23 protein-coding genes and 1 riboswitch are annotated in these 26,301 nt (G+C 43.8%); of the genes, 8 read left to right on the top strand and 15 right to left on the bottom strand.

Annotated elements, in window-relative coordinates; genetic code table 11:
• Positions 1-32: 32 nt before the first annotated feature.
• The 7 genes from ABIE27_RS09405 to ABIE27_RS09375 form a co-directional block, all read right to left on the bottom strand.
• On the bottom strand, positions 33-1,121 hold the full coding sequence (locus ABIE27_RS09405; RefSeq protein WP_123065667.1) for a hypothetical protein: 1,089 nt from the start codon (positions 1,119-1,121) through the stop codon (positions 33-35).
• Positions 1,122-1,397: 276 nt separating this feature from the next.
• The gene (locus ABIE27_RS09400) at positions 1,398-2,789 is read right to left on the bottom strand and encodes an amino acid permease (RefSeq protein WP_123065668.1); all 1,392 of its coding nucleotides are present in this window, start codon (positions 2,787-2,789) and stop codon (positions 1,398-1,400) included.
• Positions 2,790-3,394: 605 nt separating this feature from the next.
• Positions 3,395-4,849 carry a glycoside hydrolase family 1 protein gene (locus tag ABIE27_RS09395; RefSeq protein ID WP_429350380.1) on the bottom strand — a complete coding sequence of 485 codons (1,455 nt, stop codon included), beginning with the start codon at positions 4,847-4,849 and terminating at the stop codon, positions 3,395-3,397.
• Between the two features lie 24 nt (positions 4,850-4,873).
• Entirely contained in the window at positions 4,874-6,739 is a 1,866-nt protein-coding gene (locus ABIE27_RS09390; RefSeq protein ID WP_123065670.1) for a beta-glucoside-specific PTS transporter subunit IIABC, read from the bottom strand.
• A gap of 147 nt (positions 6,740-6,886) precedes the next feature.
• A complete protein-coding gene (gene licT, locus ABIE27_RS09385) occupies positions 6,887-7,726 on the bottom strand; it encodes a BglG family transcription antiterminator LicT (protein WP_123065671.1) in 840 nt (279 codons plus the stop codon).
• Between the two features lie 310 nt (positions 7,727-8,036).
• Complete coding sequence (locus tag ABIE27_RS09380) at positions 8,037-9,410, bottom strand: amidohydrolase family protein (RefSeq protein WP_123065672.1); 1,374 nt, start codon at positions 9,408-9,410, stop codon at positions 8,037-8,039.
• Between the two features lie 203 nt (positions 9,411-9,613).
• Positions 9,614-10,186, bottom strand: coding sequence for a CGNR zinc finger domain-containing protein (locus ABIE27_RS09375; RefSeq protein WP_429350379.1), 573 nt, complete (start codon positions 10,184-10,186; stop codon positions 9,614-9,616).
• A gap of 163 nt (positions 10,187-10,349) precedes the next feature.
• On the opposite strand from ABIE27_RS09375, the gene ABIE27_RS09370 reads away from it, so the two are divergent.
• From ABIE27_RS09370 to ABIE27_RS09355, 4 genes are all read left to right on the top strand, one after another.
• Positions 10,350-10,853, top strand: coding sequence for a DinB family protein (locus ABIE27_RS09370; protein WP_123065674.1), 504 nt, complete (start codon positions 10,350-10,352; stop codon positions 10,851-10,853).
• Between the two features lie 83 nt (positions 10,854-10,936).
• Positions 10,937-11,087, top strand: a riboswitch (FMN riboswitch).
• Positions 11,088-11,233: 146 nt separating this feature from the next.
• On the top strand, positions 11,234-12,214 hold the full coding sequence (locus ABIE27_RS09365) for a DMT family transporter (RefSeq protein WP_429350378.1): 981 nt from the start codon (positions 11,234-11,236) through the stop codon (positions 12,212-12,214).
• Between the two features lie 193 nt (positions 12,215-12,407).
• Positions 12,408-13,916 carry an amidase gene (locus ABIE27_RS09360; protein ID WP_429350501.1) on the top strand — a complete coding sequence of 503 codons (1,509 nt, stop codon included), beginning with the start codon at positions 12,408-12,410 and terminating at the stop codon, positions 13,914-13,916.
• A gap of 299 nt (positions 13,917-14,215) precedes the next feature.
• Positions 14,216-14,728 carry a DUF3231 family protein gene (locus ABIE27_RS09355; RefSeq protein ID WP_123065676.1) on the top strand — a complete coding sequence of 171 codons (513 nt, stop codon included), beginning with the start codon at positions 14,216-14,218 and terminating at the stop codon, positions 14,726-14,728.
• A 440-nt stretch (positions 14,729-15,168) separates the two neighbouring features.
• Here the strand turns inward: ABIE27_RS09355 and ABIE27_RS09350 are convergent, their stop codons facing one another.
• On the bottom strand, positions 15,169-16,611 hold the full coding sequence (locus ABIE27_RS09350; RefSeq protein ID WP_429350377.1) for an amino acid permease: 1,443 nt from the start codon (positions 16,609-16,611) through the stop codon (positions 15,169-15,171).
• A 137-nt stretch (positions 16,612-16,748) separates the two neighbouring features.
• Between ABIE27_RS09350 and ABIE27_RS09345 the strand changes: the two genes are divergently transcribed.
• The 3 genes from ABIE27_RS09345 to ABIE27_RS09335 all read left to right on the top strand — a co-directional run bounded on the left by ABIE27_RS09345 (position 16,749) and on the right by ABIE27_RS09335 (position 18,908).
• Positions 16,749-17,105, top strand: coding sequence for an AMP-dependent synthetase and ligase (locus tag ABIE27_RS09345; RefSeq protein ID WP_429350376.1), 357 nt, complete (start codon positions 16,749-16,751; stop codon positions 17,103-17,105).
• Between the two features lie 215 nt (positions 17,106-17,320).
• A complete protein-coding gene (locus ABIE27_RS09340) occupies positions 17,321-18,073 on the top strand; it encodes a YqcI/YcgG family protein (RefSeq protein WP_429350375.1) in 753 nt (250 codons plus the stop codon).
• 184 nt (positions 18,074-18,257) lie between these two features.
• On the top strand, positions 18,258-18,908 hold the full coding sequence (locus ABIE27_RS09335) for a LysE family transporter (protein ID WP_123065680.1): 651 nt from the start codon (positions 18,258-18,260) through the stop codon (positions 18,906-18,908).
• Positions 18,909-19,156: 248 nt separating this feature from the next.
• On the opposite strand, the gene ABIE27_RS09330 is transcribed toward ABIE27_RS09335, so the two are convergent.
• From ABIE27_RS09330 to ABIE27_RS09310, 5 genes are all read right to left on the bottom strand, one after another.
• Positions 19,157-19,435, bottom strand: coding sequence for a barstar family protein (locus tag ABIE27_RS09330; protein WP_429350374.1), 279 nt, complete (start codon positions 19,433-19,435; stop codon positions 19,157-19,159).
• Between the two features lie 27 nt (positions 19,436-19,462).
• Positions 19,463-19,882, bottom strand: a complete 420-nt coding sequence (gene psiE, locus ABIE27_RS09325) for a phosphate-starvation-inducible protein PsiE (protein WP_123065682.1) — start codon at positions 19,880-19,882, stop codon at positions 19,463-19,465.
• A 17-nt stretch (positions 19,883-19,899) separates the two neighbouring features.
• The gene (locus ABIE27_RS09320) at positions 19,900-20,487 is read right to left on the bottom strand and encodes an RNA polymerase sigma factor (protein ID WP_429350373.1); all 588 of its coding nucleotides are present in this window, start codon (positions 20,485-20,487) and stop codon (positions 19,900-19,902) included.
• A 64-nt stretch (positions 20,488-20,551) separates the two neighbouring features.
• Positions 20,552-21,859: a HAMP domain-containing sensor histidine kinase gene (locus ABIE27_RS09315; RefSeq protein ID WP_429350372.1), complete on the bottom strand. Its 1,308-nt coding sequence runs from the start codon at positions 21,857-21,859 to the stop codon at positions 20,552-20,554.
• On the bottom strand, positions 21,846-22,541 hold the full coding sequence (locus tag ABIE27_RS09310; protein WP_123065685.1) for a response regulator transcription factor: 696 nt from the start codon (positions 22,539-22,541) through the stop codon (positions 21,846-21,848). Before ABIE27_RS09310 ends, ABIE27_RS09315 begins: the two co-directional genes overlap by 14 nt.
• Positions 22,542-22,810: 269 nt before the next feature.
• Between ABIE27_RS09310 and ABIE27_RS09305 the strand changes: the two genes are divergently transcribed.
• Positions 22,811-24,043, top strand: a complete 1,233-nt coding sequence (locus ABIE27_RS09305) for a DUF418 domain-containing protein (RefSeq protein ID WP_429350371.1) — start codon at positions 22,811-22,813, stop codon at positions 24,041-24,043.
• 376 nt (positions 24,044-24,419) lie between these two features.
• Here ABIE27_RS09305 and ABIE27_RS09300 read toward each other — a convergent pair whose 3' ends face one another.
• Complete coding sequence (locus ABIE27_RS09300; protein WP_123065687.1) at positions 24,420-25,310, bottom strand: aldo/keto reductase; 891 nt, start codon at positions 25,308-25,310, stop codon at positions 24,420-24,422.
• 215 nt (positions 25,311-25,525) lie between these two features.
• A complete protein-coding gene (locus ABIE27_RS09295) occupies positions 25,526-26,299 on the bottom strand; it encodes an SDR family NAD(P)-dependent oxidoreductase (protein ID WP_429350370.1) in 774 nt (257 codons plus the stop codon).
• Between the last annotated feature and the right edge of the window lie 2 nt (positions 26,300-26,301).

The raw sequence follows: 26,301 nt of genomic DNA, 5'->3' as shown, positions 1-26,301 counted from the left end.
AAAATCTGTTTACTATTGCAGAACGCAGATGCTTAACTTAGTGGAAAATCAAGCTCTTCGACGATCACGACATCAGCCATCAGCAAAATCATCTCCGGTTTCCCCTCACGACGTGTGAGCACAAACGACGGGATCGGATTTTCATGAAGCTCATTGACTGATTCCGCCACTTGAACATACAGATCCAGATGAAGTGTCTCGCCTTCACCTGAAATATCAATGACAGGCCAATCTTTTCGTATACAATCAGCCCACAAAGCCAGCTCATTCGCTGGAATGATACTTAACTGCTGCACATTTGTATCAATCGGATATATCGCTTGCCGCTCTGGTTCATCCCCAAGCTTGTCCCATGGTAATGCATAAGCAGCTTGATCGCTTGGTGGGGAATACAGGGAGTAACACCACGGGGTGATGCCCCATACAACCATCATCAGCCCTTCTTCGAGCAATACATCCAGGCGACCTTCCGTGAAATGTTCAATTAAATTATGATTACCTGGCCCAAAAAGTTCCTCGACTCGCTTCGCGAGACGATCCAGATCCGCCAGAATGAATCCTCTTCGGCCATAGGAGTCGAACACATGATGATTCCGAGTCCATGCTGCAGATGGTGAATCGAGTATTGAGGCAACTGCCGGGAACAACGTGATATGTACAGTATTCACTTGTGCGTATTTCACCATCGCTAGCTGTTCCGGTTCTAACGGACCTTCTGCGATTCGGGGTGTTTTTCGGTGCAAAGCAACGCGAACCTCATATTCCCCCTCTTTATAAGGTGCGAGATCAAGTTCAATCGGATAACTTATGCCTTGAATCGAAGCGATTGAAATCTTGCTGTTCTCAGTTAGACGAACCGCATATTGTACATATGATATTTCGGCTCCATACAGAACATTAGCATCCTCACGGTGCACAGGTGTCTGCAATAGCTGGGCGATGACGGATACTTTGCGACCATCCTCCAGATGTCGCTGCGGATCGATGTCCAACTGCAGATCTTCTGTTTCATTCACTTGTGATATGATCAGCTTCGCCTCGGCGAGAACGTTTGAATCCGCAAGTGCAAACCCAAAATTCGACGAGTGTTCATTAAAATGGTTATGTAATGGTTCTTTCATAAGTTAACCCCTCTCTTCGGTTCTGATTGCAGATCACACCCCCAAATATATTTCATATTTGGTTCAGCCGCAACCCCGACCTGCTGTTACATCCAACATGTTTCCTTTAACCTTTACCCATGTGAGTGACAAATTTAACTCTGCAAACTTCTTTTAATCTTTAGTTTTAAACATCTCATTTTAACCAGCTACCCCCATATTGCGGCACAGAAAAATCCCTGTTCCTTCGCTTGGCGAATGGGGAACAGGGAAAGATTCAAAGCTTATTTTTTTGATTCACTTCCGCCGAAGCGGATTCAGATGACTATGATGACGACCATAGGCAAAATAAATAATTAATCCGATAATTAGCCAGCCAAAAAAAGTAATCCATGTTAGCGCTGCGAGACGAGTCATTAAATAGAAACAGCCGAGAGCACTCAGAATCGGGATCAGCGGCACCAGCGGAACACGGAAACCTCGTTTGAGATCAGGGTTATTTTTACGCAATACGATAATCCCGATACTCACTACAGCAAATGCAAACAACGTACCGATGTTCGTAAGTTCGGCCAGATGGCCAAGAGAAATGAAGCCGGAGAACAGTGCAACAATGATACCTGCGAGCCAGCTACCCACGGCCGGAGTCTGACTTTTGCCACTTACCTTGGAGAAAACGGGAGATAATAGTCCATCACGCGACATGGAATAGAGCAGACGGGTCTGACCATACATCATGACGAGCAATACCGTTGTAATTCCCGTAATGGCTCCGAGGGATACAATCCATGACAAGCCGTTTAATTGAACAAATTCAAAAGCAAACGCAACCGGATCACTAACATTTAACATGTTGAATGGCACAATGCCCGTGAGAATCAGAGATACTACAATATATAGAACAGTACAAACGGCGAGGGATGCAATAATACCAATCGGCAGATCCCGCTGGGGGCGTTTTACCTCTTCCGCTGCAGTTGACACGGCATCAAATCCAATATAAGCAAAAAACACTGTAGCTGCACCCGCCGTTACACCCGAGAAGCCAAACGGTAAGAAAGGATGCCAGTTCGCTGGCTGCACGTAAAACACACCCACACCGATGAAAATAAGTACCACGATAATTTTAATCGCTACCATGATTCCATTCGCTCTGGCCGCTTCCTTCACTCCTCGGGTAAGCAGGAACGTAATGATTAATGTAATCAGAGCCGCTGTAATGTCAAAATACGTGCCTTTTTCCGGATTCAATGCACTCGTTAACGCATGAGGCAACTCTAATCCGAACCCGGATAATAAGGTCTGGAAGTACCCCGACCAACCGCTGGCTACAGCCGCACTCGCAAAGCCATATTCCAGAATGAGATCCCAACCCAGAATCCACGCGATCACTTCACCAAATGCGGTGTAGCTGTACGTATAAGCACTTCCCGATGCCGGGATGGTGGAAGCAAATTCAGAGTAACAAAGGGCAGCAAACGCACAGATGATGCCTGCCAGTAAAAAGGATAATACCAGACCCGGGCCTGCATACTTGGCAGCTGCGACACCTGTCAGTACAAATATGCCTGTACCAATGATCGCTCCTACGCCAAGCGTTGTTAAGTCGAAGGCACTGAGTGCTCTCTTTAACGCACCGCTTTCATTCGTTTGGCTGGCAATCGGTTTTTTGCGAAATAACACACTCATTCTTTCATTTCTGCTCATACGCATGTTCCTTTCATGGTGAATCTCGAATGTGTTGCCGCGTAACTACGAAGAAATAACATTTCTCATCTGTTCTACGAAAAACTCATTTGTTCTATCTTATCCATCACCTATAAAAACCTATCGAATTCTACACGTTATCGCGTTGAATGATTAAATTTATTTTTGAAGATGGCTTATTTTGACCTTTATGCACGAAAAATATCACGCTATGCTGCCTATGCTCCAATATGAAAATGGATTTAAATAAAAACTGCGTATAATTTATATTATACGCAGTTTTTTGAAGACTTTTTATAGATCTAAATCTAACTTTTATCGTTGTTAAATGAATTTATGTGAATGAACTTCTTTTTCGTCTTTTTTCGCTGTCATTTCTTCCCCTAATTCGTCTGATGATCTGCCTTCTGTCTTCCTTCCTACTGCTTCCTGCTCTTACTATCTAATTCGGATTGTGCCCGTATTGTTCGAAATGAAAGTAGCCGCTAAGAGTTTAGCGGCTACTTTCATTTCGAACAATACGGGATATATTCAATTCTCTAACCAATGATCATACTAACGGGTATTTCACTACGAAACTTTTAATCCTAACCCAGATCTTCCCCGTTGGATTCAATTACTTTTTTATACCAGTAGAAACTGTTCTTTTTACTTCTTTTCAGTGTTCCTTTGCCCTCGTTATCCTTATCTACGTAAATGAAACCATAGCGCTTGGCCATTTCACCCGTGGAAGCACTCACAATATCAATGCAACCCCAGGCTGTATAACCGATCAGGTTAACGCCGTCACGGACAGCTTCTCTCATTTGTTCAATGTGAGCACGCAAAAACTCAATTCGGTACGTATCGTTAATAGTGCCATCCTCTTCAACGACATCAACTGCACCCAAACCATTCTCTACAACCATCATCGGGATGCGATACCGATCATAGACGTGGTTCAAAACATACCGGAGTCCAACCGGATCAATCTGCCAGCCCCAGTCCGTCGCTTTCAGATATGGATTTTTGTATCCACCAAAGACATTACCTTGGGTTTCATCACCCTCTGGACGCGTACCGACCACGTGAGATTTATAGTAGCTAAAGCTATAGAAATCAACACAACCTTGTTTTAGCACTTCTTCATCGTCATCTGCCATTTGAATGTGAATATGTTTCTCTGTAAAATATCTCTTGGCAAAGTCAGGATATTCTCCTCTAACTTGTACATCACTGCTCATCATATTGTTGATTTGATCCATTCTTAGCGCTTGTAACATATCTTCCGGTTTACATGTACTTCCGTAGCCATGACTGTAATTGATCATACAACCGAGTTTGAAGTCTGGATTGATCTCATGCGCAAGTTTGACAGCTTTGGCACTCGCCACGAATTGATGGTGCAATGCTTGAAATCTCATCTGCGTGCTGTCTACTGATGTGTTGTTAAATACACCGCCATTTTTATCAACCAGAAGTCCTCCTGCCAAGTAGGCACCTGCTGGAACAATCAGGCTATTAATCTCGTTAAAGGTGATCCAATACTTTACCACATCTTTGTAACGATTAAAGATTGCGTCGCAATACCTCACGTAACAATCGATCATTTCCCTGGAAGCCCAAGCGTTGAATCTCTTAGTTAAAGCAAACGGTGCTTCATAATGGGAAATTGTAACGATCGGTTCAATGTTATACTTTTTCAATTCATTGAACACCTTGTCGTAAAATTGAAGCCCTGCTTCATTTGGGGTCACATCGTCTCCGTTAGGGAAAATTCTGGACCATGCAATGGACATTCTGTAACAACGGAAACCCATCTCTGCAAACAAACGGATATCTTCCTTGTAATGATGGTAAAAATCTATCGCTTCATGTGAAGGGTAATGAACCCCCTCTTCAGTCGTTATCGTAATGCGACGGGGAACCGTGTGGGTTCCGCCTGTCATCATATCGGCTGTGCTTGCCTTTTTACCATCAAGGTTCCAGGCACCTTCATATTGATTCGCCGCTGTCGCACCACCCCACATAAAAGATTCAGGGAAACCATTGTTGTTATTCATGAACCATTCCTCCTTAAATTACCTTTAAATAATTTTGATCAGTTTTTCTCCAATCGTAATCGATGTCTTGTCCGTGTTGATCACATCTACAAAATCATGGGAGTTCGTAACGATAATTGGGGTAGTCAGGTCAAAGCCTTTCGACGCAATCGCATCTGTATCAAACTCAATGAGCAAATCTCCAGCTTTTACAGTATCGCCTTCTTTGACGTGAACCTTGAAATGCTCACCTTTCAGCTTTACGGTATTCATTCCGATATGAATAAGAAGCTCCGCACCATCATTCGAACTAATACCGATGGCATGGGACGTAGGGAAAACCGCAGATACCACACCGCTCGCTGGCGCAACGAGTTTTCCAACCGTAGGTTCAATAGCGATCCCTTTTCCCATAGCACCAGTTGCAAAAGCTTCGTCCTTAATCATGGATAACTCTAGAACTTTACCAGTCAACGGAGCAGTGAGGACATGTTCAGAAACACCAGCAACAGCTGTACGATCGTTCGTAGACGTTTTTTCTTGTGTTACTTGATTCTTTCCATCCTCAGGTACATCTTCAAATCCCAAGATCAGAGTCATGATGAATGTAACTACAAATGCAATCACACAACCAATTGCGGCATGAACCAAATTCCATGGATGATCCGTGATAAACGCCGGCAGGGTAGCTATACCTGCAATACCTAGAGCCGATCGAGCTACACCGAACAATCCGACATATATACCCGCTACAGCGCCACCAACGATTACTGCGATCAGTGGTTTTTTCAAACGTAGATTTACACCAAACAAGGCAGGCTCGGTAATTCCGAGCAAGGCAGTGATGCTCGTAGAATATGCAACTTGTTTAAATGCTTTATTTTTAGTTCTGAGAGCAACTGCAAGTGCAGCGGCACCTTGAGAAATATTGTGTACAAGCATACCCGGACCAACAATGCTATCCGTTTTCGTCTGTGCATAAGCCGTAAGCACAACAGGCCCCAAACTATAATGCATACCCGTCATAATCAAGAACGGGAATGCCCCGCCGATAATACCCGATACTAACCATCCTGCATGCGTATTAACAAAAGAAACGGCTGACGCAAGGTAGTTACCCGCGATGGCACCGATTGGACCCAGTACAATCAGTGTTAGTGGAGCCATAATAAGAATAACAATCAACGGTTTAAGAATGGATTTAATAACCGATGGAGAATACTTCTCCGCAAAGCGTTCAACATACGATAAGATCCATACAGCTAAAATTATCGGAATAACCGACGAAGTGTACGTCGCCGGAGTGACAGGCAGTCCTAAAAACTTAACAGGCTTACCTGCAGACATCAACGCCCCTAATGCAGGATGCAACAGAACACCAGCAATGGTTAATGCAAAGCCCACGTTAGCTTTAAGCTTAACAGCCGCACTCCAGGCAAGCAGCATCGGCAAGAAGTAATACGCCGCATCACCGATAAAGGTCATAATTGTATTGAATTGTCCATCCAGATCAACGAGATCAAATGTTTTCAAAATAAGAAGAACGGCTTTGATCATCGCACAACCAATCATGGCTGGCAGGATTGGTGTAAAGATTCCGGAGATCGTGTCCAGAAGCGTAGTCAGTTTTCCTTTTTTCACAGTAGGAGCATCATTGTTCGTTGCAAAGTTCCCCAGCTTCGTCAAAGCTTTATACACATTGTTTACCTCGTTACCAATAATGACCTGATACTGCCCGCCACTGCTGGCAACACCCACAACACCTTGTACATTTTTTAATGCTTCATTGTTCGCAACCTTTTCATCTTTCAGATTGAATCTCAATCTTGTAGCACAGTGTGTTACACTATCTACGTTTTTTTCTCCACCGACCAGTTTTAAAATCTCGGCGGCTGTGCTTTCATGTTTCATGTACTGCTCCCCCTCAAACTTTTTTAGGTATAAAAAAAGACCTAGAATTCTATCGAATATAGATATGCTCTATACACGATGGAACTCTAGGTCTTGCCTGCCTCACCAGTAACAATCCTAGTATATTCATTATAGTGGACTGATGGATCAATCCTTCTCTTCATCAATGACCCTTTTGATATGAACCGTTAAATATACCAATTCATCTTCTGTTAATTCTTTTCCATAATCGACCCGAATCAGCTGTGCAATTCGGATACTGCATTGATATTCATTTGTATACTTTTCTTTAATGATATGGAGAAAATCACTATCACCGCTTTTCAAAACCGTATTATTAAACAAGCGATAGGCGAAAAATTTCAAATGAGTAACAAGTCTGGAATAATGGAGTGAGCTTTCATTAAAATGAATATTAAACTGATATCGAATAATATTCAAGACTTTATGAATGAACTGTGTAATCTTCATGGTTTCTTCCATTTCAGATCCCAGTTCTGCATTGACAATATGAAGCGCAATGAACCCCGCCTCATCTTCAGGCAGTGTAATGTTAAATTCCTCATTAATCATATCCCGGGCTTTCATAGCCACGCGAAATTCATTGGAATAAAACGCTTTAATCTCTGACAATAAAGCATTATTGAAATTCATACCTTGCTTATAACGTGCCACTGCAAAATTAATATGGTCCGTTAACGTTAGATATATATTTTCATTAAGTTCCTTGTTTAAGGACTGCTTGGCGTACTGAATGATACTATCGGATACACGAATATACTCCATCGGGATTTGTGCCAGCAGGGCATATAATTTACCTGTAACATTTTTGGATTTCAGAAAAAATTCTTTTTCAATCTTGACTGTGTCCACATCGTCTCCCTTTTTCTTCTGAAAACCAATGCCACTGCCTAAAAGCATCATCTCCTGGCGCCGTTCATTGACTGCACAGACGACATTATTGTTAATAATTCGTGTGATCTTCATCGGAATCTCCTTTTAAAATGAAACGTTAACAGAATTTAGCAACAAAAAAAGACCATTAATTATGCAGACATGAAAAAATACAATTCTTCATGTTTGCATTATCAATCGGTCTTGCCTGCTGATCAGTAACAATCCTGATTAAATTCATTATTAACTTATATGGCTATCTTAGTAGAAAGCGTTCTATTTGTCAACATAGCTTACTTCAACCCCAATATAATGTGAAAACAACCTACGAAAAACGGATTAGAAAAGAGCCGTATTGTGGATGAACGGCCCTTTTGCTTTATTTATTTTATAGACAGCTCTATTATGAGAAAACAACCCGATTCGCATCGGACATCCGATATTGCATCAGCAAATATTCCTTACTCTGCGTGGCTTTGCGCCGAATTTCATCCAGATCGACATGCAACAGCTTACCCTCTCGCTTCACAGGTTTTCCCGCAACAAAGACCGTATCGACATTAGACGGATTCGCAAACTGCACAACAGCACCAATCGGATCATGCACAGGGAAAAGGTTCAAGTCCGTCGTGCGAATCATGATCACATCCGCTTCTTTTCCCGGTGTAAGCGAACCTGTTTTATGCTCCAGTCCTAAAGCCCTTGCACCCGCGGAGGTTGCGAATCGCAGCACCTGGCTTGCCTGCAAACTGAGTTCACCCGGCATCTCACCCTGTTGCAAAAGGTACTCATTCGTTCTGGAACGCTCAGCTTGCAACGCAAATTTCATCTGTGAAAACATATCTCCACCCGTCGAAGTCACGACATCTACGCCAAGTGTTGGCGTACCCCCATGCTCCAAAAAGTATCCTGTAGCCGGGTAACCATGTCCCATCATCATCTCGACTTCAGGTGTGACCGACAACGAGGCTCCGCTGTCCGCGAGCATTTTGAATTCATCCATGCCCATCGTATTGCCATGAACAACATTAATGCGCGGGCTGAGTAGTCCTGCTTCATACATTCGACTGATTGAACGATCTACTGATCCCCAGCTGCCGAACCCGACATGCATCGAACAAATCGCGTCCAATTCTTCTGCAAGCTGGATGTCCTGCACCGTTGCATCCCAATGGCTAAACTCTGGTCCTCGAATAGCAAGTCCATAAGTGAGTAATTGATCATTCGAAGAGAAATATCGCTCTTTAACACCTCTAACATTTTCGGGATACGATAACTTGCTGTCTCGATTCCAATACGCCGTTTCCCCTGGTACACCATGGGCAAAAACAGCACGAATTCCTGCATCCCCGAGTCCTCGAATCAACTCATCCGTATGTTCAGCCGAATATGGCATACTCCAATCCAGTACCGTGGTGACGCCTGCATTAAGCGCTTCCAGAGATCCCAGCAGATTGGCGATATAGCTGTCCTGGGGACGAAGCTTGCTTCCCATAGCTCCATAGTACAAATTTTGCAGATAGACGGGGAGCGACCAGTTTGTTCCGGCTGTTTTGACAAGCGATTCCCACATATGCCGATGTGTGTCCACCAGCCCAGGCATAATAATCATACCTGAAGCATCGATGACCTCAATATCTGCATCGGATACCTCGATATTGGGCTGAATAGCTGCGATCAAAGAATCCTGAATAAGTACGTCTGCCCGGTTATACTGACCAATACGAGCATCCATCGATAATACACAACCGTTCTTCAAAAGATAACCTGTCCTCATGAGACACCTCTCCAATCGTAATGGTTTGTAAAATGATCTGATCCGCATTGCTTGTTCTTACATAAGATTTATGACTATATTTTTGCTAGTATATATACATTATATATCAATTGTCGATATTTATCAAATTCTGGAAGTGCTTCCTTCGACCATATGAAGATTCACGGATTATAAAGGTTGGACTTCGTTGGTGAACTTGATTATTATGTTTCACTCTTTTCCCCATTAGAGTTCAGTTTACGTTTAGCTCGAAAACGCCTAACCTTCATTAGATTGCCACACATCTTATCATCGCAATATTTCTGTGTTCTGCTCCGGGTATCATCATAGAAGATCCAGCGGCAGTCCGGATTGTCACAGGATCGAATTCTCTTTCCTTCGCCCTCTACGAGTGTCATGGCAAAATCAGCGGCAACCTCCGCCATCACCTGAACCCAATGTGCATGGATGGGAACCAGTGCAACTTCCAATCCTTGTTCCTGTAATACTAATCGTCTGATGACTTCCCCCGCCCGCATAAAATCGTTCAACCAAGCTTGATCCTTCTCAGTGAAGGGCGTTCCGATAGACAATCGAATAGCCAGAGACTGTAAATCATCTCTAAAACTTCTCATTGTGAATTCCTCTTCAATCGAAGCCGGTACTGGCGCTTCTAATTGCCACCGATTTAAAAAGTCTTGCTGCCAGCTTGCGTTTCCCAGCCTGTCTTCTGATCGATCCCCACCACGCCAATCATGATAATCACTGTTTACAAAATCAGTCCATAATCTATCCATAAGAACCCCCGTTTAATGTAACAATCTAAATTAGATAAAGATGGTTACATTCATTAAAATTGTGTTATATTAATTGTAACCATTTCAACCCATATTAGCTAGTTACCATCATGATGAAGCAAGAACGAGATGAGTCTGACAAGAGAGGAATGAAATTCAAAAAATGAAAACAGTCACCACAGCACTAGATGTATTGGTTATTCAGAATGAAGATACCTGGGATCAATGTAACTGGATCGTCCCATTGTCAAAAGCTCTTGAGGGACTGAACGCCGAACAGGCTGCCTGGGTTCCGACTTCAGGTGGACTGAGCATATGGCAACTGGCCAATCATATGTTTTATTACAACCAACGGATTTTGGAACGTCTTCAGGGAAAAGCACCGTCTGTACCCGCTGCTGATTCAAACGTAGCTACATTTGGTATTTCCGGTGATCCTTTGAATGAAGCTGGCTGGAGCAAGCTTATGGAACAAACCACTAAACTGGCTGAGCAGTTGCGCGATACCCTTGCTACATTACAGGAAGCGAAACTTGAGGAAGCTTATATGGATTCCGAACAAAACTGGGCTCAGACGCTTGCCCGCTGGGTTCTGCACGATGCTTATCATGCAGGTCAGATTGTGCAGTTGCGGAGGCAACAGGGATGCTGGAGTATTGTTTTCTAAAAAAACACTTGAACTGATAGCGTTTACAGGAATAAGATGAAATTCATAAGGTTACAACTTGTTCAATACACTAATTAATTGAATAGGATCTTCGGGGTAGGGTGCAATTCCCAACCGGCGGTGATGTTCTTATAGAACCAGCCCGCGACTCGCTGTCAATGATGACTACCTGGCAGCGACTGACTTGGTGAAATTCCAAGGCCGACGGTACAGTCCGGATGAGAGAAGATCAACACAACGGCAAGCCGTATTTGGGAAGTCTTTTTCCCTGACGTCTTGTCTTTGAATGATCCCCCGTTTATTTGGCGTACGCCAAGGACGGGGGATTTTGTCGATTTTGCCAACTGAAGATTCCGTGTTCTGACGAAGGAGTCCTGAATATGGAAAACACATCAACTGCATCAACAATGTATCGCAAGGAACGAAGCAACACCGGATTTTGGCTGGTTGTGCTAGGCGCAGCCCTCTGGGGCGTAGACCCCTTATTCCGCATCCTTTTGCTAAAAACGATGACTTCTACACAGATTGTTCTAATCGAACACATCATCGTCAGCCTTTTTGCCATACCCGTATTATGGAAATTTCGTGATGATCTGAAACAATTGCGTGCACGTCATTGGCTTGCTGTCATCTTTATCTCATGGGGCGGATCTGCGCTGGCAACGGTATTATTCACTTTGGCCCTTACCCATAACGATCCCAACACGGTATTGTTGTTGCAAAAAATGCAGCCACTTTTCGCGATTGTACTTGCGAAATTGTTATTAAAAGAAACACTCCCGCGTCACTTCGGCGGATTGTTCATCATTGCACTCGCTGGAACGTACCTGCTTACGTTTGGCTTCTCACTGCCGCTCGGCAGCTGGAATAACTGGATTCATGCAGGCAGCCTCCTGTCTCTTGGTGCCGCAGCTTTGTGGGGCGGTTCAACAGTCATGGGTCGGCTGATGCTGGGGCAGGCTCGATATGAAACGGTGACCTCCCTTCGTTTTGTCGTTGCCCTTCCACTCCTGATCTTCATGACCTGGAATGAAGGTGCACCTTGGACACTACCGGCTGGAACAGGGGCACAGGCTGCTGTTATTTTGAATATTCTTGGTCAGGCGCTTTTACCAGGTTTGCTGAGTTTACTCTTGTATTACAAAGGGTTGTCTTCCACCAAAGCTTCTGTTGCAACCCTCGCCGAACTCAGTTTCCCGATGGCCGGCGTGCTTGTAAACTGGATTGCATTCCGTACGCTGATAACCTGGGAGCAATTGCTCGGCTTTATCCTGATCTGGGTCGCCCTGTTTGCAATCTCCAAACAACAGGAACGTTCTATACCGATTGCTGAAGCTGCACCTAAACTTCGCACGGAGTAACTCATCTTCATGTGTGCAAGCAAATAAAGCACTGTTTCACCTTTCGAGGTGAGCAGTGCTTTTTCTTCTGTTGTTTTTCTTCTATCATGATGGCTTGTCGTTTTGTCTTTTGTCTGCCTAGGTGGTACGATGGCTTATGGAACTTGGAACAAGATATCAAGCAGGAACTATTTTCAGAGAGGAACGATTACTAATGTCTTCATTCTCATATACCTCCTATGACGCTATAGGACTCGCGGAACTGATTCGCTCCCGGGAAGTATCCCCGGTTGAATTGCTCGAAGCTGCTTTTGCACGTCTGGAAGAAGTGAACCCACAACTTAATGCCGTTATTCGTACATATGAAACTCGTGCCAGGCAGGAAGCCACCAATGTTCGTCCTGGAGAACAGCCATTTGCAGGTGTGCCGTTGCTGCTCAAAGATATTTCTCAATCCTTGGAAGGTGAATTTCTTACCTCTGGCTCACGACTATTTAGCGAGCATCGTGCTCTTCGCAACTCCAATTTCGTAACTCGTCTGCTCGAAGCAGGCTTTATTGTGATTGGACATACGAATACACCAGAATTCGGGCTAAAAAATATAACCGAGCCACGTCTACACGGGCCAACGCGCAATCCGTGGAATGTGAATCATTCACCAGGCGGCTCAAGCGGCGGTGCCGCTGCCGCTGTAGCATCAGGCATCGTACCGCTTGCCGGTGCAAGCGATGGCGGTGGTTCCATTCGAATTCCCGCTTCCTTCAGCGGTTTGTTCGGACTGAAACCAACACGCGGACGCACTCCCGTTGGTCCAGGTGTGGGAAGACAATGGCAAGGAGCCTCGATCGATTTTGCAGTATCTCGCTCCGTCAGAGACAGTGCTGCACTGCTGGATACTCTCCAGATTATCCAGCCGGAGGCCGCATTCCATACACCTTTATTCCCCGGAAGTTACTTGGCTGATATGAACTATCCTCACCAACGCAAGTGGCGTATCGCCTATACGACGGATTCACCTGTGGGCACACCTGTCAGTGAAGAGGCCGAAGAGGCGGTGATGAAACTAGTCCGCTTTCTGGAAGCTCAGGGTCATCATGTCGAGGAAAAGTTAAGTCCAGTCAATGGCGTACGCCTGATGGAAAACTATTATATGATGAACAGCGGCGAGATGGCTGCCATGATTTCATCCATGGAACACGGCTTGGGTCGTTCACTCACCGCAGATGATATGGAGATTGAGTCATGGGTACTGACTGAAGCCGGCAAAAAAGTATCCGCTGCTGAATTTGTGCACAGTTTGGCCGAATGGGACGTGGCGGCTGCGCAGATGTCTAGGTTGTTTGAAAGGTATGATTTTTACATCACACCTGTCAATGCTTTTCCCGCACCACGGGTCGGAGAGCTGACGCCACATGCGGAGCAGATTCAACATCTGATGACTATCAGTGATTTGGATAAAACAGCGCAACAAGAGCTGATTTATGAGATGTTCAAGCCGAGCCTAACGTACACCCCGTTCACACAACTTGCGAATCTGACAGGTCAGCCGGCCATTAGTCTTCCTCTGCATTTGACAGCAGACGGTTTACCAATGGGCGTCCAGGTTATGGCAACCAAAGGCCGTGAAGATTGGTTATTACATCTGGCCGGTCAGCTCGAATCAACGGAGTTGTGGGTTGGCATGGAAGCCAATCCCATGTTTCCAACCTCGACAAAAGCTTAAACATTTATAATTAGGGAAAGAAGCCAGCAGAACATAACTGTCTGGCTTTTTTTAATGGTGCAGAAATGACATCAAGAGTGTGAATTTGGATAAATTTGAATGATTCTCTAATAAGTTCATAACATCATTTTGGATGATAATTACAGTTGTCTATGTAACCATCTTTCCGACAACAATTTATTAGTTTACATAATAAAAGTGATGTAAATTTTAACTTAGCACTATTTTTCAACCGGATAAAATATTTCCTTCATGTGAACCCTAACGTAGTAAAAAAACTATTTTTGGAGGGATCATGGATGGGCATTTTAAGCGGTAATCCCAAAAACGAGCCGATGCATTATGGTGAAATTTATAGTGTATGGGAGTGCTCCATGGTAGCCAAAGGAGCTGTCTCTTGTTATCAGGCTTATATGAATCACGCAGGAGACAAGGATTTGAGGAAAATTCTAGAAGACTTGCTGGATCAGGCCAAACTGGAGATCAAAGAATGTGACGCCTTACTAACAGAGAACGGTATCTCGCCCGCTCCGACTCTTCCTGAGAGACCCATTGTGACATTAGAGGATATTCCTCCTGGTGCAAGGTTTACTGATCCAGAGATAGGTGCCAAAATTGCAGCTGATACTGCTCTTGGATTAATCGCCGCGAGTCAGACTATCGGTCAATCCATCCGTGAGGATATTGGTGCATTGTTTGCGAAATACCACGTTACCAAAACGGCACTTGGTGTACGAATTCTTCGTTTGAGCAAAGAAAAAGGATGGCTTATTCCCCCACCGCTGCAAGTGAAAAGACCGGATGGCGAATAAATTCTGACGTTTTAAACGAAGACATTTAAAGACAATCAAACACACAACTAAACACACAACACCAAAGAGGCCGAAATGAAGAATAACTTCTTCTTTTCGGCCTCTTTTTATTCGTACGACGTTATAAGGAACTCGGTACGCCCGTTGCGAAGGAATGTTCGAGATTTTAAAGAAATCATTTTTCTCGAAAGGCACACATGCATACAGACACCTTTGTTCTTCATTGTTTCCCTCCATAACTTTTCTGGGATGAAGTTGACCTGTCTTTCTGAAGATCCGAGACATTATTCTACGAATCTCGTAATGATTATACTACTTGAAATATAATAATAAGACAGCAAAACACGACCCCAATTCTCAGAGATCATGTTTTATGATGAAACCATAGACAACTTAGATTCAGAAGTAACCACCTGTTTAGCTTTAGAATTTCCTGTTCTTCACTTGATTCTGTTCCTTTGCTTACGAATACCTGTAATATGGAAGACGGCTCCCTTCAACGGATTGTTCTCGTCAGCCTGCTCCTTCTGCTCGCCTTGCTCCGTATTTGCAGCGGATGATGTTTTCTTGCGCTTACGCTGCACGATGATATCACTTAAAGCAATCAGAGAAATCAGCAACAAACTAATAAAGAAACCGGGCCGGCTTAGGCCATGAAAAAGAGTTCCTGTTATCGCCATGCTGATCAGCACCAATCCAGTCCAGCGTTTTATGACATCTATGGTGCGGGATTTCAGCAACCGACCCGAAGAGAGCAAGATAAACAACCAGTTATACATCAGCATTAACCCAGCGGCGGTGGTTACATATTCGTAGACTTTGCCGGGAAGCAGCAACGACATAATAATGGTACCCATCAAACCACATCCAATCAGGCACAAGGCTAACAGGGGATATTTCTTCTTCCATTTCTTTGAGAACAACTTTGGCGCATCCCCCTCCTGTGCCAGCGTAATCATCATGGACGTCACCGCATAGAGCGATGCGGTCATCGTAGAGAAACCGGCTACAATCAGGACACCGTTAAATAAATGCGGTACAAAAGCGAGGTGATCACTACTCAGCGCAAGTACAAACGGACTTTCCTTCGGATTAAAAGCAGACAGCGGCACCATCGTTAACGCCAGTCCAATGGACACAACATAGACCAAAGACAGCGATATAAGCATGACTTTACCTGCCTTCGGTGCATCCTCCGGTTTTTCCAATCGATACGACATAATGCCGAGCACTTCAATACCTCCATACGCATAGAACGCAAACAGAAATGCAGACCATAATCCCACTGCCCCTTTCGGGAAAATGGAAGCCATGTCCATCGGTACCTTATGTGTATATTTGGTGCCCCCAATCCAGCCGGCAAGCAAAGCGATCGCCAGAACAAGAAACATGATTATAGCAGCTATTTTAATGACTGCGAGTACATTTTCAACCCGGTCGAATCCCTTGTTTCCAAAAAACACAATACATAAACCGACGATTCCATACCCCGCGGCAAAGATCCAGAGTGGCACGCTGGGAAACCAGAAACGCGAAAAGATAGAAAGTGCGGTCAACTGGCTCCCCATAATGAGAAGCTCCGAAAACCAATAGACCCATCCACTCGCAAAACCTGCCCATGTGCCAAACGCCTTCTTCGCATAAGAACGAAATGATCCTTGTTCCGGATGGTCCGAAGTCATGCGTGCCAAAGCATCGAAAACAACGTATGTACCTAACGCAGCAAGTGCGTACGCTATTACTACAGCGGGTCCCCCGATTGTAATGGCTAGACTTGAGCCGAGAAAGTAACCCGTTCCGATCGTGCCGGCAACACCCAACAAACTGAGTTGCCACCATTTCAATTTCTTTTCATCCAATGATTTGCCTGAAGCCTGACTCATTTCGTCAATCCTTTCCCCTCTTAATAATCGTCGCAACAGGTAGCCTTCCCCAATTAGAGCAAAACATCTCCCTGAATATTTCTTCTAACCCCTCAGCATAATACACAGGTAAATTCAAACACTTAGGAGGCACCATCATGAACCAATTTTCACAATCACAACAGATTACGCAACTCGCTCAACAACTGACGCAACAAACACAACAAGCATCCATGCAATATCAACAATTACTTAGACAAGAACAAAACAATGCTCAACAACTGGAGCAATTGGCCGCGCGCGAGCAGCAAGCTGCGCATATTATTCAAACGGCATTGCAAGGACATCAGACAGCAATTCAACAATTGCAACAGATTTCGAACCTTGCTCAACAACTTGCGAACACCTCTTCACAGCATGTATCCTACATCGATCAACCCTACAATATGCCTAACACGACAATCCAAGGTCAGGGTCAGTCATTTGGCAATTTCTCCAACCAGCACCGCCAATAGGTTAAGATTTGGCAGGAAATTGCAAACAAGGAGCTCAATTATGAGCTCCTTGTTTTCGTTTCATCTAGTTGCTTTCCCTTTGGAGTTACTGCTTGGTACAAAACTGCATCATGATACGCATTTCACTGAACAGTCTACCCAATGTTTACTTTCATAAATGGACAGTCACCATTTTGCTTGCAGACGATATCCTATAAGTAAAAGGAGGCTTACTGATGTCGCTACTGTTTTCTTCTACTGATATGGAAAATGGTGAGCTCCCACTGGCTCTTTGGCAAAGGGATGCTTATCGTTTGTTCTCCGCCAAGATGAGTGACCGGGAGGCCAGGTTTCCCTGCATTCCTGCGACCCAGGCATACGCACTGGGCCATCTCCGATATGGATTTGTCTTCCAGTCCACACGTCTTTCTCTTGCGGAGCAATTATCAAAAATTGTAACGGAATATGGAGCTTCTTCACGTTCCTTCGGAGATTATTCATCACTGGTCATTTTTTTTGAAAAAGAAAAGGAATCCAAAGATGTGCTCACTTACGAACAATCCTTCTGGAACCTGTTAAGTGAGATGCGAGCTCTCGATACCGAATCATGGCCAGCAGATATCCCGGAAGACCCCGAGAATCCATTATGGGAGTACTGTTATAACGAGGAACGGTATTTCGTTTATTGCGGTACACCAGCTCACATCTCAAGACAAAGTCGCCATTTTCCTTATTTCATGCTGGCTATGACGCCTCGCTGGGTACTTGATTTATGGAATGAGCAGCCACAGCGGGCCGCAGCCATCGGGCCGAGAATTCGAGCCAGGCTTGCTGCCTATGACACGATTCCCGCACATCCTGAATTGAAGCAATACGGAGCAGAAGGAAACCTGGAGTATAAACAGTATTTTCTACGAGATGATGACACTGCCCCATCCAAATGCCCTTTTCTGCACTCTTTGTTGCAACAACCACAAGCAAAAGAATAACATCAATCGCATTCTAAACAAGCTCTCCTTCGAATAAGCTGTATACGAGCCGAGGTCCTGAGGAGAGCGTTTCTTTTTTTATTCCCATTCCATATGAAGAGATACATAGACTGCTAGAGCAAGCATCTTTTTTAAGTGGACAAGCTTTTTTCCAGCAGCCCATCTTCTCAGAAAGGAAATGATTATGGAGATTTATGTGAAGTTTATCCTGATTGGACTTGCTATTGCCATGCCCGTAGGCGCAATCACGGTAGAGATGACCAAGCAGGGACTGCGAAATGGATTCCTTCATGGCTGGGCGGTTGGTCTAGGTGGCATGACACTCGATATGGCTTTAATCATTTCTATGTATTTTGGATTTGCTACGCTGTTATCTGTTCCATTCGTTCAGATTCCGCTATGGTTGGCAGGTGCAGGATTTTTAGCTTATTTGGGATACGAATCCATCCGTAATTCAGATGTCAACCTCATGACTACAGATGGAAAGGTGTCTCCAACTAAACCCTCCTTTTGGCGGACTTATCGTAATGGTTTGCTGGTTGCGATCTCCCCGGGGAATCTGATGTTTTGGGTTTCTGTCTTTGGTGTTGTCTTATCAGACTCCTATCAATCGGCAGGCAAACTCAGTTTTATTATTGCGGCTATTGGAATATTATGCGGCATTATGCTACATGATCTTGGTCTGCTCACCATTGTATCCATCACACGCAAAATGATGAGTGCCAAGATGGTGCAGCTCGTTTCGAGCCTTGCTGGAGTTCTTCTGATTGGCTTTGCGTTCTACTTTTTATATAAGTTTGTCAGCGCACTGTGGCAAGTTATTTTTGAAGTATAAGCTCCTGTAAATTGTGTTGCCTACCATCCGCTCATCCGAATCGCTGCACACCTTGCGTACAGCATGATTGAAAAAGCTGCCCTTTGATTGAGAAAGGAGCAGCTTTTTCTATTGACATTCGCCTCAGAATGTGAAGGTCCGTTTATACATTGCTAGTAGTTGACTGGATTGCGATTGTTTGATAAATAGCGATGTAGCAGTAGAGCACATTGGGTCTCTCTATTGTGAATTTTTCATATATTGAAATTTTATAATTTAACTGTAAATCTAAACAATTCCTCCAGTTGCTCATCAACCTCGTACAGTAAATTCATCATTTGATCAGCGTAAGGCCCAATTGCAGCTCTGCTCTCACTAAAATGAATCCATTCCAATTCAACCGGTACAGGAACATGCCATACTAAGCCTTCCCAGAGGGTATCCATATTTTCGAAATGAGCTGGTTGCAGCGAAAATTCGGTCTGAAGTATAGCGTGCAGATCCTCTACACTTCTTATCGCTTTCCCATCAATTATTACTTTTTTCATCATCGTGATCTCCTGCATCCAATTTGTTTAGTGATCTTGATCGACTTTGCGTCGATTTGCGATAAACAGAGCAGCAACCATAACCAAGATGGCCATAGACCACCAGAACGTCGACATCGCTTGATCATGGTCAATGATAATTAATCGGATTACCGCTGTAATTCCGATATAAATAAAGTAACGAAGAGGGAAATGAAAATTAGACTTGAAGTACTTCACAATTAAAGCGATAAATTCAAAGTACAAGAAGAAAACGAGCAGCTCTGCTAACATTTCATAATAGCTATCCTGACGAGTTACAAAAGACTGATACACAATTTGTACGATATACCATGTCTCACTGATGAGAAGTGCGCTTAAAGCTAAGGCCAGAAAGAACAGGCAGATATTCAAAAGCGCTTGTAAAATGTGTGGTGTTTTTTTGAATTTAGTAATTAAATCTTTCATTTGTCATATCTCCTATTTCAATACGTGATGTCAACTAACTGTTGCTTCATATGTTTTCTTCCTCGAAAGAGATACGTTTTGGCCGTATTTTCAGGTATATCATTCAATACACTGATATCTTTGACGGTCATCTCCAAGTAGTACCGCTGATAAAAGTAATGCCTCCATTTGCCTGGAATCTGATAAAATGCATCATTGATCCGACGTTTGCGCTCGGAAGAAGTCTCGTTCTGAATCAGCCTTTCTTCAGGACCAGGTTCATGGGACATTAGCTCAGATGTGGCATCCGGAGATTTATTTGAATCCTCTACATATAAAGAAGTTGTGGCAAGACGCTGTCTCTTTTTCTTGCGCAGAACGTCCAAGCATACATTTCTCCCAATGGTATAAATCCAATTTACGACATTCTTTTGGCTGTTCATTTGTTCGATATGCGTGTATACCCGCAGGAATGTCTCTTGCACGACATCATCTCGATCCTGTGGGTCGCGGAAATAGCGCGAAGCCAATCTCCATACCATCGATTGATAAGCGGCCATAAGTGAGGTGAAAGTAGATTGGGTTGCCAATAAGGCACCTTTCATAGGTTTCTCTATCGGGTTCATTCTGATTCCTCCACAGATGTAGTTAAACCCCTTGTGTTTTATTAAATTCATTTTAATACTACGGTTAGATCTTGGATTTCCTAAACCTCGATACAACACTATAATGTGTCCCATCCTGGTTCCTGAGAAATTGCCCTTGCATGCGGCTCATCATCCGGCTTATGATTCTCTCTCCCAGCCCTGTACTTTCTGGAGAAACCTCGGCAATTTTGATCGTATTGGCCAGTTGAATCTCAAACTTCTCCAGGCTAGAGTTGAATCTAATGCAGATTTCATCTTTGGGTTCTGCATACTTCAACAGATTAGACAAAATATTATCAAAGACCCGCCCGAGTTCCTCCAAATTTACCGTGATATAGACTTGCGGCAGTTCACCAATAATGCGGACTTTGAATTGCTCCTGCCGCAGAATGGCAACCTGATCAGATATCAGATCATAAATAGCCTCCTGCACAGCTATGCTCTCAAGGTCAGCCTCTTGCTCTTTATCCAAAAGGAAATAATCAAACAAATTATCGGACAACTTTTTAAGTTGAATGGCTTTTCCGTAGGCATTCGTGATGTAATGGCTATGTTCCGTCGCTTGGTCTCCGCGTTCTTTCTTGGCAAACTCCAAATACATGATTAAGGAGGTCAGCGGGGTCCGCATATCGTGCGACATTTCAGTGACAAGACTGCGGCTCTCCGCTTGTAACGCTTCAATCGCATCCAATTTATCCAGAAAGGCTTTACGAAGTTCCTCGATACTCTCAGCGATCATCGCTATTTCATCGTGGCCCCGAATCGTCATCTCATACTCCAGTTCTCCACCTTCAAGAATGTGAATCTCTTCATGAATCTTTCTCAGATAAGCGAGGCTTCGACGAATGCCCAGCAGTACAATCAACAGAAAAATCATCGTGGCGCTGAGTAGTTCCAAGGTAAAGGCGATATCGTAATATCGGGATGAGAAAAACCCGTCTACCGTTACTCTTCCCTCTCCATCTCTGAACATGACCGAAAATGAGTGTTTCTGAGCATACAGCGTTTCCTGCTCTATCCCATATCCAGACTCATCTTCCGCGGAGTAATTCGAATCATATTGCAGTAACTGGTCTTTGTAGATGGTGAGCATGATATAATTCTCTTTTTTCACCCATTCCCCAAATGCCTTGCGATCCATTGAAGATAGATTATTCGCCTCAACATATTTGCTAAACTTTGCAATGGATTTGGACGATTCACTTTCATAGTACGCATCAGAGTTAAGATACCTGTCAATCAGCCCACTACTTACCTTCTGCATCGTCAAAAAAATCAGACCACTTACCGTAGCAGCCACCAAGATGATTAAGGCTAATTTTTTGGTCAGTGTAAATTTACGGTGTGCCAAAACGGTATCCTCTCCCCCATTCGGTAAGGATATAAACCGGGTGAGCCGGATCATCCTCGATCTTTGCTCGCAATTTGCGAATGTGTACCATCACCGTGTTGTTTGAACAATAAAAATACGGCTGTTCCCATACGCTTTCGTATATATTTTGTGCAGAAAATATTTTACTGCGTTTGCTCATCAAGAGCTTCAGAATCCGATACTCCAAATCAGACAGCTTCAGTTGCTGACCTTCTTTGGAGACATCATTAAAATGCTCATTGACTTTTAGTTTACCTCCAACAAGAAACGTATCTTCGCTCTCTTTTTTCTCCTTGTAAATCTTATATCTTCGCAGCTGAGCAATGACCCGGGCGTGCAGCTCCTCTTCTGAAAATGGCTTTGTCATGTAATCATCCCCGCCTGCAAGAAGACCTTCCGTTTTGTCCAGAGTGCTCGATTTAGCCGTTAGAAACAGAATGGGAACGTTGGAATACGTTCTGATCTGCTTACATGTTTCAATCCCCGAAATCCCCGGCATCATGATATCCAAAATGATCAAATCCAGCCCGTCATCCACAAGTTGTAACGCACGTTGCCCGTCTCTCGCTATTAATACTTCATAGTTTGCCCGATGAAGGGACTCTTCTAATAGATCACCAATATCCTGATCGTCCTCTACAACTAATATCCGATGGGTCATACCCTTCTCACCTCATGATTCCTGATGTTATTTACGGTGCCTCAATATATATCGTCCACAAGAAACACTTACGTAATAAGATAAATCACAAATCTTAACCATTTATGAAAGCAATCATGCGTCACAAAATCGTCACAACTCCCATGAAATATAGCTCCCTTTCAGAAACTGTTAAGAATCCATCTTTATCGTTATTCAAGGTAAGAGTAACGTTTGCACACACCATGATTCACTTGATGTTAAACATAACGATGAAAAGGAGCAATGTTATGAATGAAAAAAAAGAGAACCTTGCGCAACCACTTCGTCCGAAGGAACGTGTTCATTTTCTGGACATCGTCCGTGGATTCGCCATGCTTGGTATTATTATTGTGAATTACTTTCTGATTGTAGACTCGGTGAAGGGATTTGATATGGATTCAAGCGATCTAGTCCACAACCTCGTTTCCACATTCGCCGAAGGAAAATTCATCACGTTATTTTCTTTTCTCTTTGGTGTGGGCTTTATGATTTTTATGGATAGAGCCGTGCAACGCGTAGAACATCCTCGAAAGCTTTTTGCCCGCAGGTTATTGATTCTATTCTGTGTTGGCTTATTGCACATTACTTTTGTATGGGTTGGCGACATTTTGACTTTTTACGCCTTAGCCGGATTTTTACTACTCGCGTTTTATGCTCGCACGCCTAAAACGATATTGCGCTGGATTATCGCGCTTATATTGATCCAATTTCTAGCTCCCGTATTTATGATGCTCTATAATGCGGTGATGAAAACTGCATCTTCAGACATGCCCACTTATTTTGATTTCACATTATCCAGTCATACCAGCTTTACCTATTTGGAGTCTTTTGTAGCTCGCTGGGCAGACATGGGTGTGATGGCAGCTAGTTCATTTTCTACAGTTTATTCCATGTTCCTAATGTTCCTGATCGGTATGTATTTTGTAAAGATGGACTTCTTCACGACCATGGAAGCAAAGCAATCGATCTGGAAGCGAATCTGGTTCATCAGCTTGGCTGCATTCATCCTCACTCAGTTCAGCTCCATGATGAATACGCTTATTCCAGCTGAAAATACATTTTGGATGGAGCTTTTCATGGTTCTGGGTCAACAGGGAAACTTAACTGGAAGCATGTTTTATATGAGTAGCCTCGCGATGCTGTTATTGTATGTTCCTGCACTCCGAAAAGCATTAATGGTATTTACCAAAGTTGGACGTATGTCGCTGACTTGTTACCTCCTTCATTCCATCATTGGAACCGTGCTTCTGCTTCCATATGGATTTGATTTGGCTAGTTCTATAAAACCTATTGATACACTTATGCTCAGTATTGCTGTGTATGTTGTGCTCGTCATTATTGCCTCGTTGTGGCTAAAACGCTTCAACATCGGGCCAATGGAATCGTTCTGGCGTAAGCTTACGTATGGTAAGACTAACCGCGCTTCCGAAACAACTCCAGTCACGCTCGTTCAGCCATTGAACAGTGATTTGCGTCAATAAACGCTGTTGAATTTAAGAATTTCGGATAAATCTGCCCAATACCAAAAGCTCCTTCGGGGGCTTTTTTCTATCTTTTTCGTAAAAGCATTTTCTATGAATGTAAACGTCCATCACTATCATCTTCACTTGTCACTCGTTACTATCATTGTCACTTTTAGTACGTGATATATGCTTTTCATGATTTGCTATTGTGAATTTTTCATATGTTGAAAATATAAAATAATTGTATGAAATGGACAGGTCATTTTTTCTGCTCCTTCTCCATCCACTCTCCTTAAACACAAAAAAACTGCCCGAAAAGGCAGTTTTTCAGTAATTTAAATCGTTTACAACCTAGGATTACACAATTAAAGTGATCTGTTAATATTAACTCAGATTATATACGGCCTGTCCAGTCGGGTCTTGCTACTTCCTTCCAGCGTGCACGAATAGCATCATATAGCTCCTGCTCAAGCGCCCCCTTCGCTACCAAATCGGCGTTTTGCTGCCAGCGATCAGGTTTGGCGGTACCTACAATGGCGGTATGCACGCCTTCGGTGCTCAGCGTAAATCGCAATGCGATGTCCACCACTCGTTGTGCTTCCTCGGTTAAAAAATCATATTTCAGCTCATTTAACCGTTTCCAATAGTGATAAGCATAATCCTCTTCTGTCACCGTATCATACATCCATGCTACGTTGGCAATGGGCCTTTTGGCGATGATTCCCATATTTCTTTTTCGCGCCTCAGGCAAAGTCAGTTCAATCGCTTCCTGATCGGCAATGTTCAATGATGTCTCCAGACTGTCGAATACATCTGTCCGAATGGCGTATAGTGCATCGGTCGAATCACCGCTATATCCGATAAAGCGAGTTTTACCAGCCTCTTTCGCACGCTGCAATACCTCGATTACATCCCCCTGCCGAAGTACTTCTTCCGAACAGCTGTGCAGATGCACGACATCCACATAGTCTGTTTTCAAGCGCTTGAGACTACGGTCAATGGTCTGTGCCAGCACTTTGGCATCCCAGTCGGGTCCATCCACACCCGCTGCATGTCCACATTTGGTGAACAAAAAATACTCCTGCCGGCGGTGTCCCAGCACATCACCGATTTTCTCCTCACTGTCTCCATAGCATTCCGCCGTATCAATCATATTCAAGCCAGCATCCAAAGCACGATTCAGTAACACTTCTACGTCTGCTTTGGACGCATCCCGTATCTCAGAGCCGCCAAAACCAAGTGTACTGACTTTCATTCCGGTATTTCCGTAATTACGAAGTTCCATCATGATCCTCCTCCAAATCAGGTTTGTCGCTTAGACAAGGCAAAAAATAAGATAAAATAGGTTTTGGTACTGTTCTTACTAACGTATATACATGTCTACCTGTTTTCGCGTCAATACTTTTTCATATCGTACCTTATGTTATTACCCGTTTAGTCACATGGCGGCACAGTTTCTTAAACTTCTATCTAGAATCATAAATGAGGCCACGGCAACTTTTAGAAACCGTAGATAGACATGCCACCATCAACCAATAAAGTCTGACCTGTTATGTATCCGGCTGCCTCCGAAGCAAGAAAAACAACAGGCCCAACAACTTCTTGTAATTCTCCTACACGTCCAAGCGGTGTGCGGCTAATAATTTCTTGCAAATACTGCGGATCATCAAGTAACTTCTCGGTCAGTGGAGTGCGGAAATACCACGGTCCAACCGAGTTTACGCGAATGCCGTATTTACCCCACTCCAGTGCCAGCACCTTCGTCATATGGATTAAGGCTGCTTTGGTAGAACCATATACAACACCTGTTCGCAATGCGGTATGTCCGCCTACCGAGGAGATGTTAATTATTTTACCCTCCCCATACTGCTTCATATGCTGCCCTGCCAATTGTGAAGCGAAAAAAGCCGATTTAAGGTTTGTTTGCATGATCGTTTCCCACTGATCCTCCGTTACTTCCAGCGCTGGCGTCCGAATGTTCATACCTGCATTGTTTACGAGAACATGAATACGTCCCATCGCCGAAATCGCCTTCTGGAACGTCTCTGCCAGCTGTTCCTTAGAAGTGACGTCTGCGCAGAGCGCCAAAGCTTTACGTCCTGTCTGTTCATCAATAGTTGCGGCTGTTTCTTCAATCTCCTTCATGGTGCGCGATACAAGCACGACATTGCTTCCTGATTCCGCTAGACCGATAGCAAGCGCTTTTCCAATACCTCTGCCTGCCCCTGTGACTAGTGCTGTTTGTCCTTCGAGATGAAATGCTGGTGCGATCATGT

The sequence above is a fragment of the Paenibacillus sp. 4624 genome (genome assembly GCF_050435065.1).
GTDB lineage: Bacteria > Bacillota > Bacilli > Paenibacillales > Paenibacillaceae > Paenibacillus > Paenibacillus amylolyticus_D.
Note: the sequence above shows the minus strand (reverse complement) of the source record. Positions and strands in the feature narration are given on the sequence as shown.

What these genes read in the sequence shown, in the direction of transcription:
- ABIE27_RS09375 (WP_429350379.1), bottom strand. Translation starts at nt 10,186, where the DNA reads ATGGATAGATTATGGACTGATTTTGTAAACAGTGATTATCATGATTGG.
- ABIE27_RS09400 (WP_123065668.1), bottom strand. Translation starts at nt 2,789, where the DNA reads ATGAGTGTGTTATTTCGCAAAAAACCGATTGCCAGCCAAACGAATGAA.
- ABIE27_RS09395 (WP_429350380.1), bottom strand. Translation starts at nt 4,849, where the DNA reads ATGAATAACAACAATGGTTTCCCTGAATCTTTTATGTGGGGTGGTGCG.
- ABIE27_RS09405 (WP_123065667.1), bottom strand. Translation starts at nt 1,121, where the DNA reads ATGAAAGAACCATTACATAACCATTTTAATGAACACTCGTCGAATTTT.
- ABIE27_RS09360 (WP_429350501.1), top strand. Translation starts at nt 12,408, where the DNA reads ATGTCTTCATTCTCATATACCTCCTATGACGCTATAGGACTCGCGGAA.
- ABIE27_RS09370 (WP_123065674.1), top strand. Translation starts at nt 10,350, where the DNA reads ATGAAAACAGTCACCACAGCACTAGATGTATTGGTTATTCAGAATGAA.
- ABIE27_RS09330 (WP_429350374.1), bottom strand. Translation starts at nt 19,435, where the DNA reads ATGAAAAAAGTAATAATTGATGGGAAAGCGATAAGAAGTGTAGAGGAT.
- ABIE27_RS09300 (WP_123065687.1), bottom strand. Translation starts at nt 25,310, where the DNA reads ATGGAACTTCGTAATTACGGAAATACCGGAATGAAAGTCAGTACACTT.
- ABIE27_RS09295 (WP_429350370.1), bottom strand. Translation starts at nt 26,299, where the DNA reads ATGATCGCACCAGCATTTCATCTCGAAGGACAAACAGCACTAGTCACA.
- ABIE27_RS09390 (WP_123065670.1), bottom strand. Translation starts at nt 6,739, where the DNA reads ATGAAACATGAAAGCACAGCCGCCGAGATTTTAAAACTGGTCGGTGGA.
- ABIE27_RS09320 (WP_429350373.1), bottom strand. Translation starts at nt 20,487, where the DNA reads ATGAACCCGATAGAGAAACCTATGAAAGGTGCCTTATTGGCAACCCAA.
- ABIE27_RS09335 (WP_123065680.1), top strand. Translation starts at nt 18,258, where the DNA reads ATGGAGATTTATGTGAAGTTTATCCTGATTGGACTTGCTATTGCCATG.
- psiE (WP_123065682.1), bottom strand. Translation starts at nt 19,882, where the DNA reads ATGAAAGATTTAATTACTAAATTCAAAAAAACACCACACATTTTACAA.
- ABIE27_RS09365 (WP_429350378.1), top strand. Translation starts at nt 11,234, where the DNA reads ATGGAAAACACATCAACTGCATCAACAATGTATCGCAAGGAACGAAGC.
- ABIE27_RS09350 (WP_429350377.1), bottom strand. Translation starts at nt 16,611, where the DNA reads ATGAGTCAGGCTTCAGGCAAATCATTGGATGAAAAGAAATTGAAATGG.
- ABIE27_RS09355 (WP_123065676.1), top strand. Translation starts at nt 14,216, where the DNA reads ATGGGCATTTTAAGCGGTAATCCCAAAAACGAGCCGATGCATTATGGT.
- ABIE27_RS09305 (WP_429350371.1), top strand. Translation starts at nt 22,811, where the DNA reads ATGAATGAAAAAAAAGAGAACCTTGCGCAACCACTTCGTCCGAAGGAA.
- ABIE27_RS09310 (WP_123065685.1), bottom strand. Translation starts at nt 22,541, where the DNA reads ATGACCCATCGGATATTAGTTGTAGAGGACGATCAGGATATTGGTGAT.
- licT (WP_123065671.1), bottom strand. Translation starts at nt 7,726, where the DNA reads ATGAAGATCACACGAATTATTAACAATAATGTCGTCTGTGCAGTCAAT.
- ABIE27_RS09345 (WP_429350376.1), top strand. Translation starts at nt 16,749, where the DNA reads ATGAACCAATTTTCACAATCACAACAGATTACGCAACTCGCTCAACAA.
- ABIE27_RS09340 (WP_429350375.1), top strand. Translation starts at nt 17,321, where the DNA reads ATGTCGCTACTGTTTTCTTCTACTGATATGGAAAATGGTGAGCTCCCA.
- ABIE27_RS09380 (WP_123065672.1), bottom strand. Translation starts at nt 9,410, where the DNA reads ATGAGGACAGGTTATCTTTTGAAGAACGGTTGTGTATTATCGATGGAT.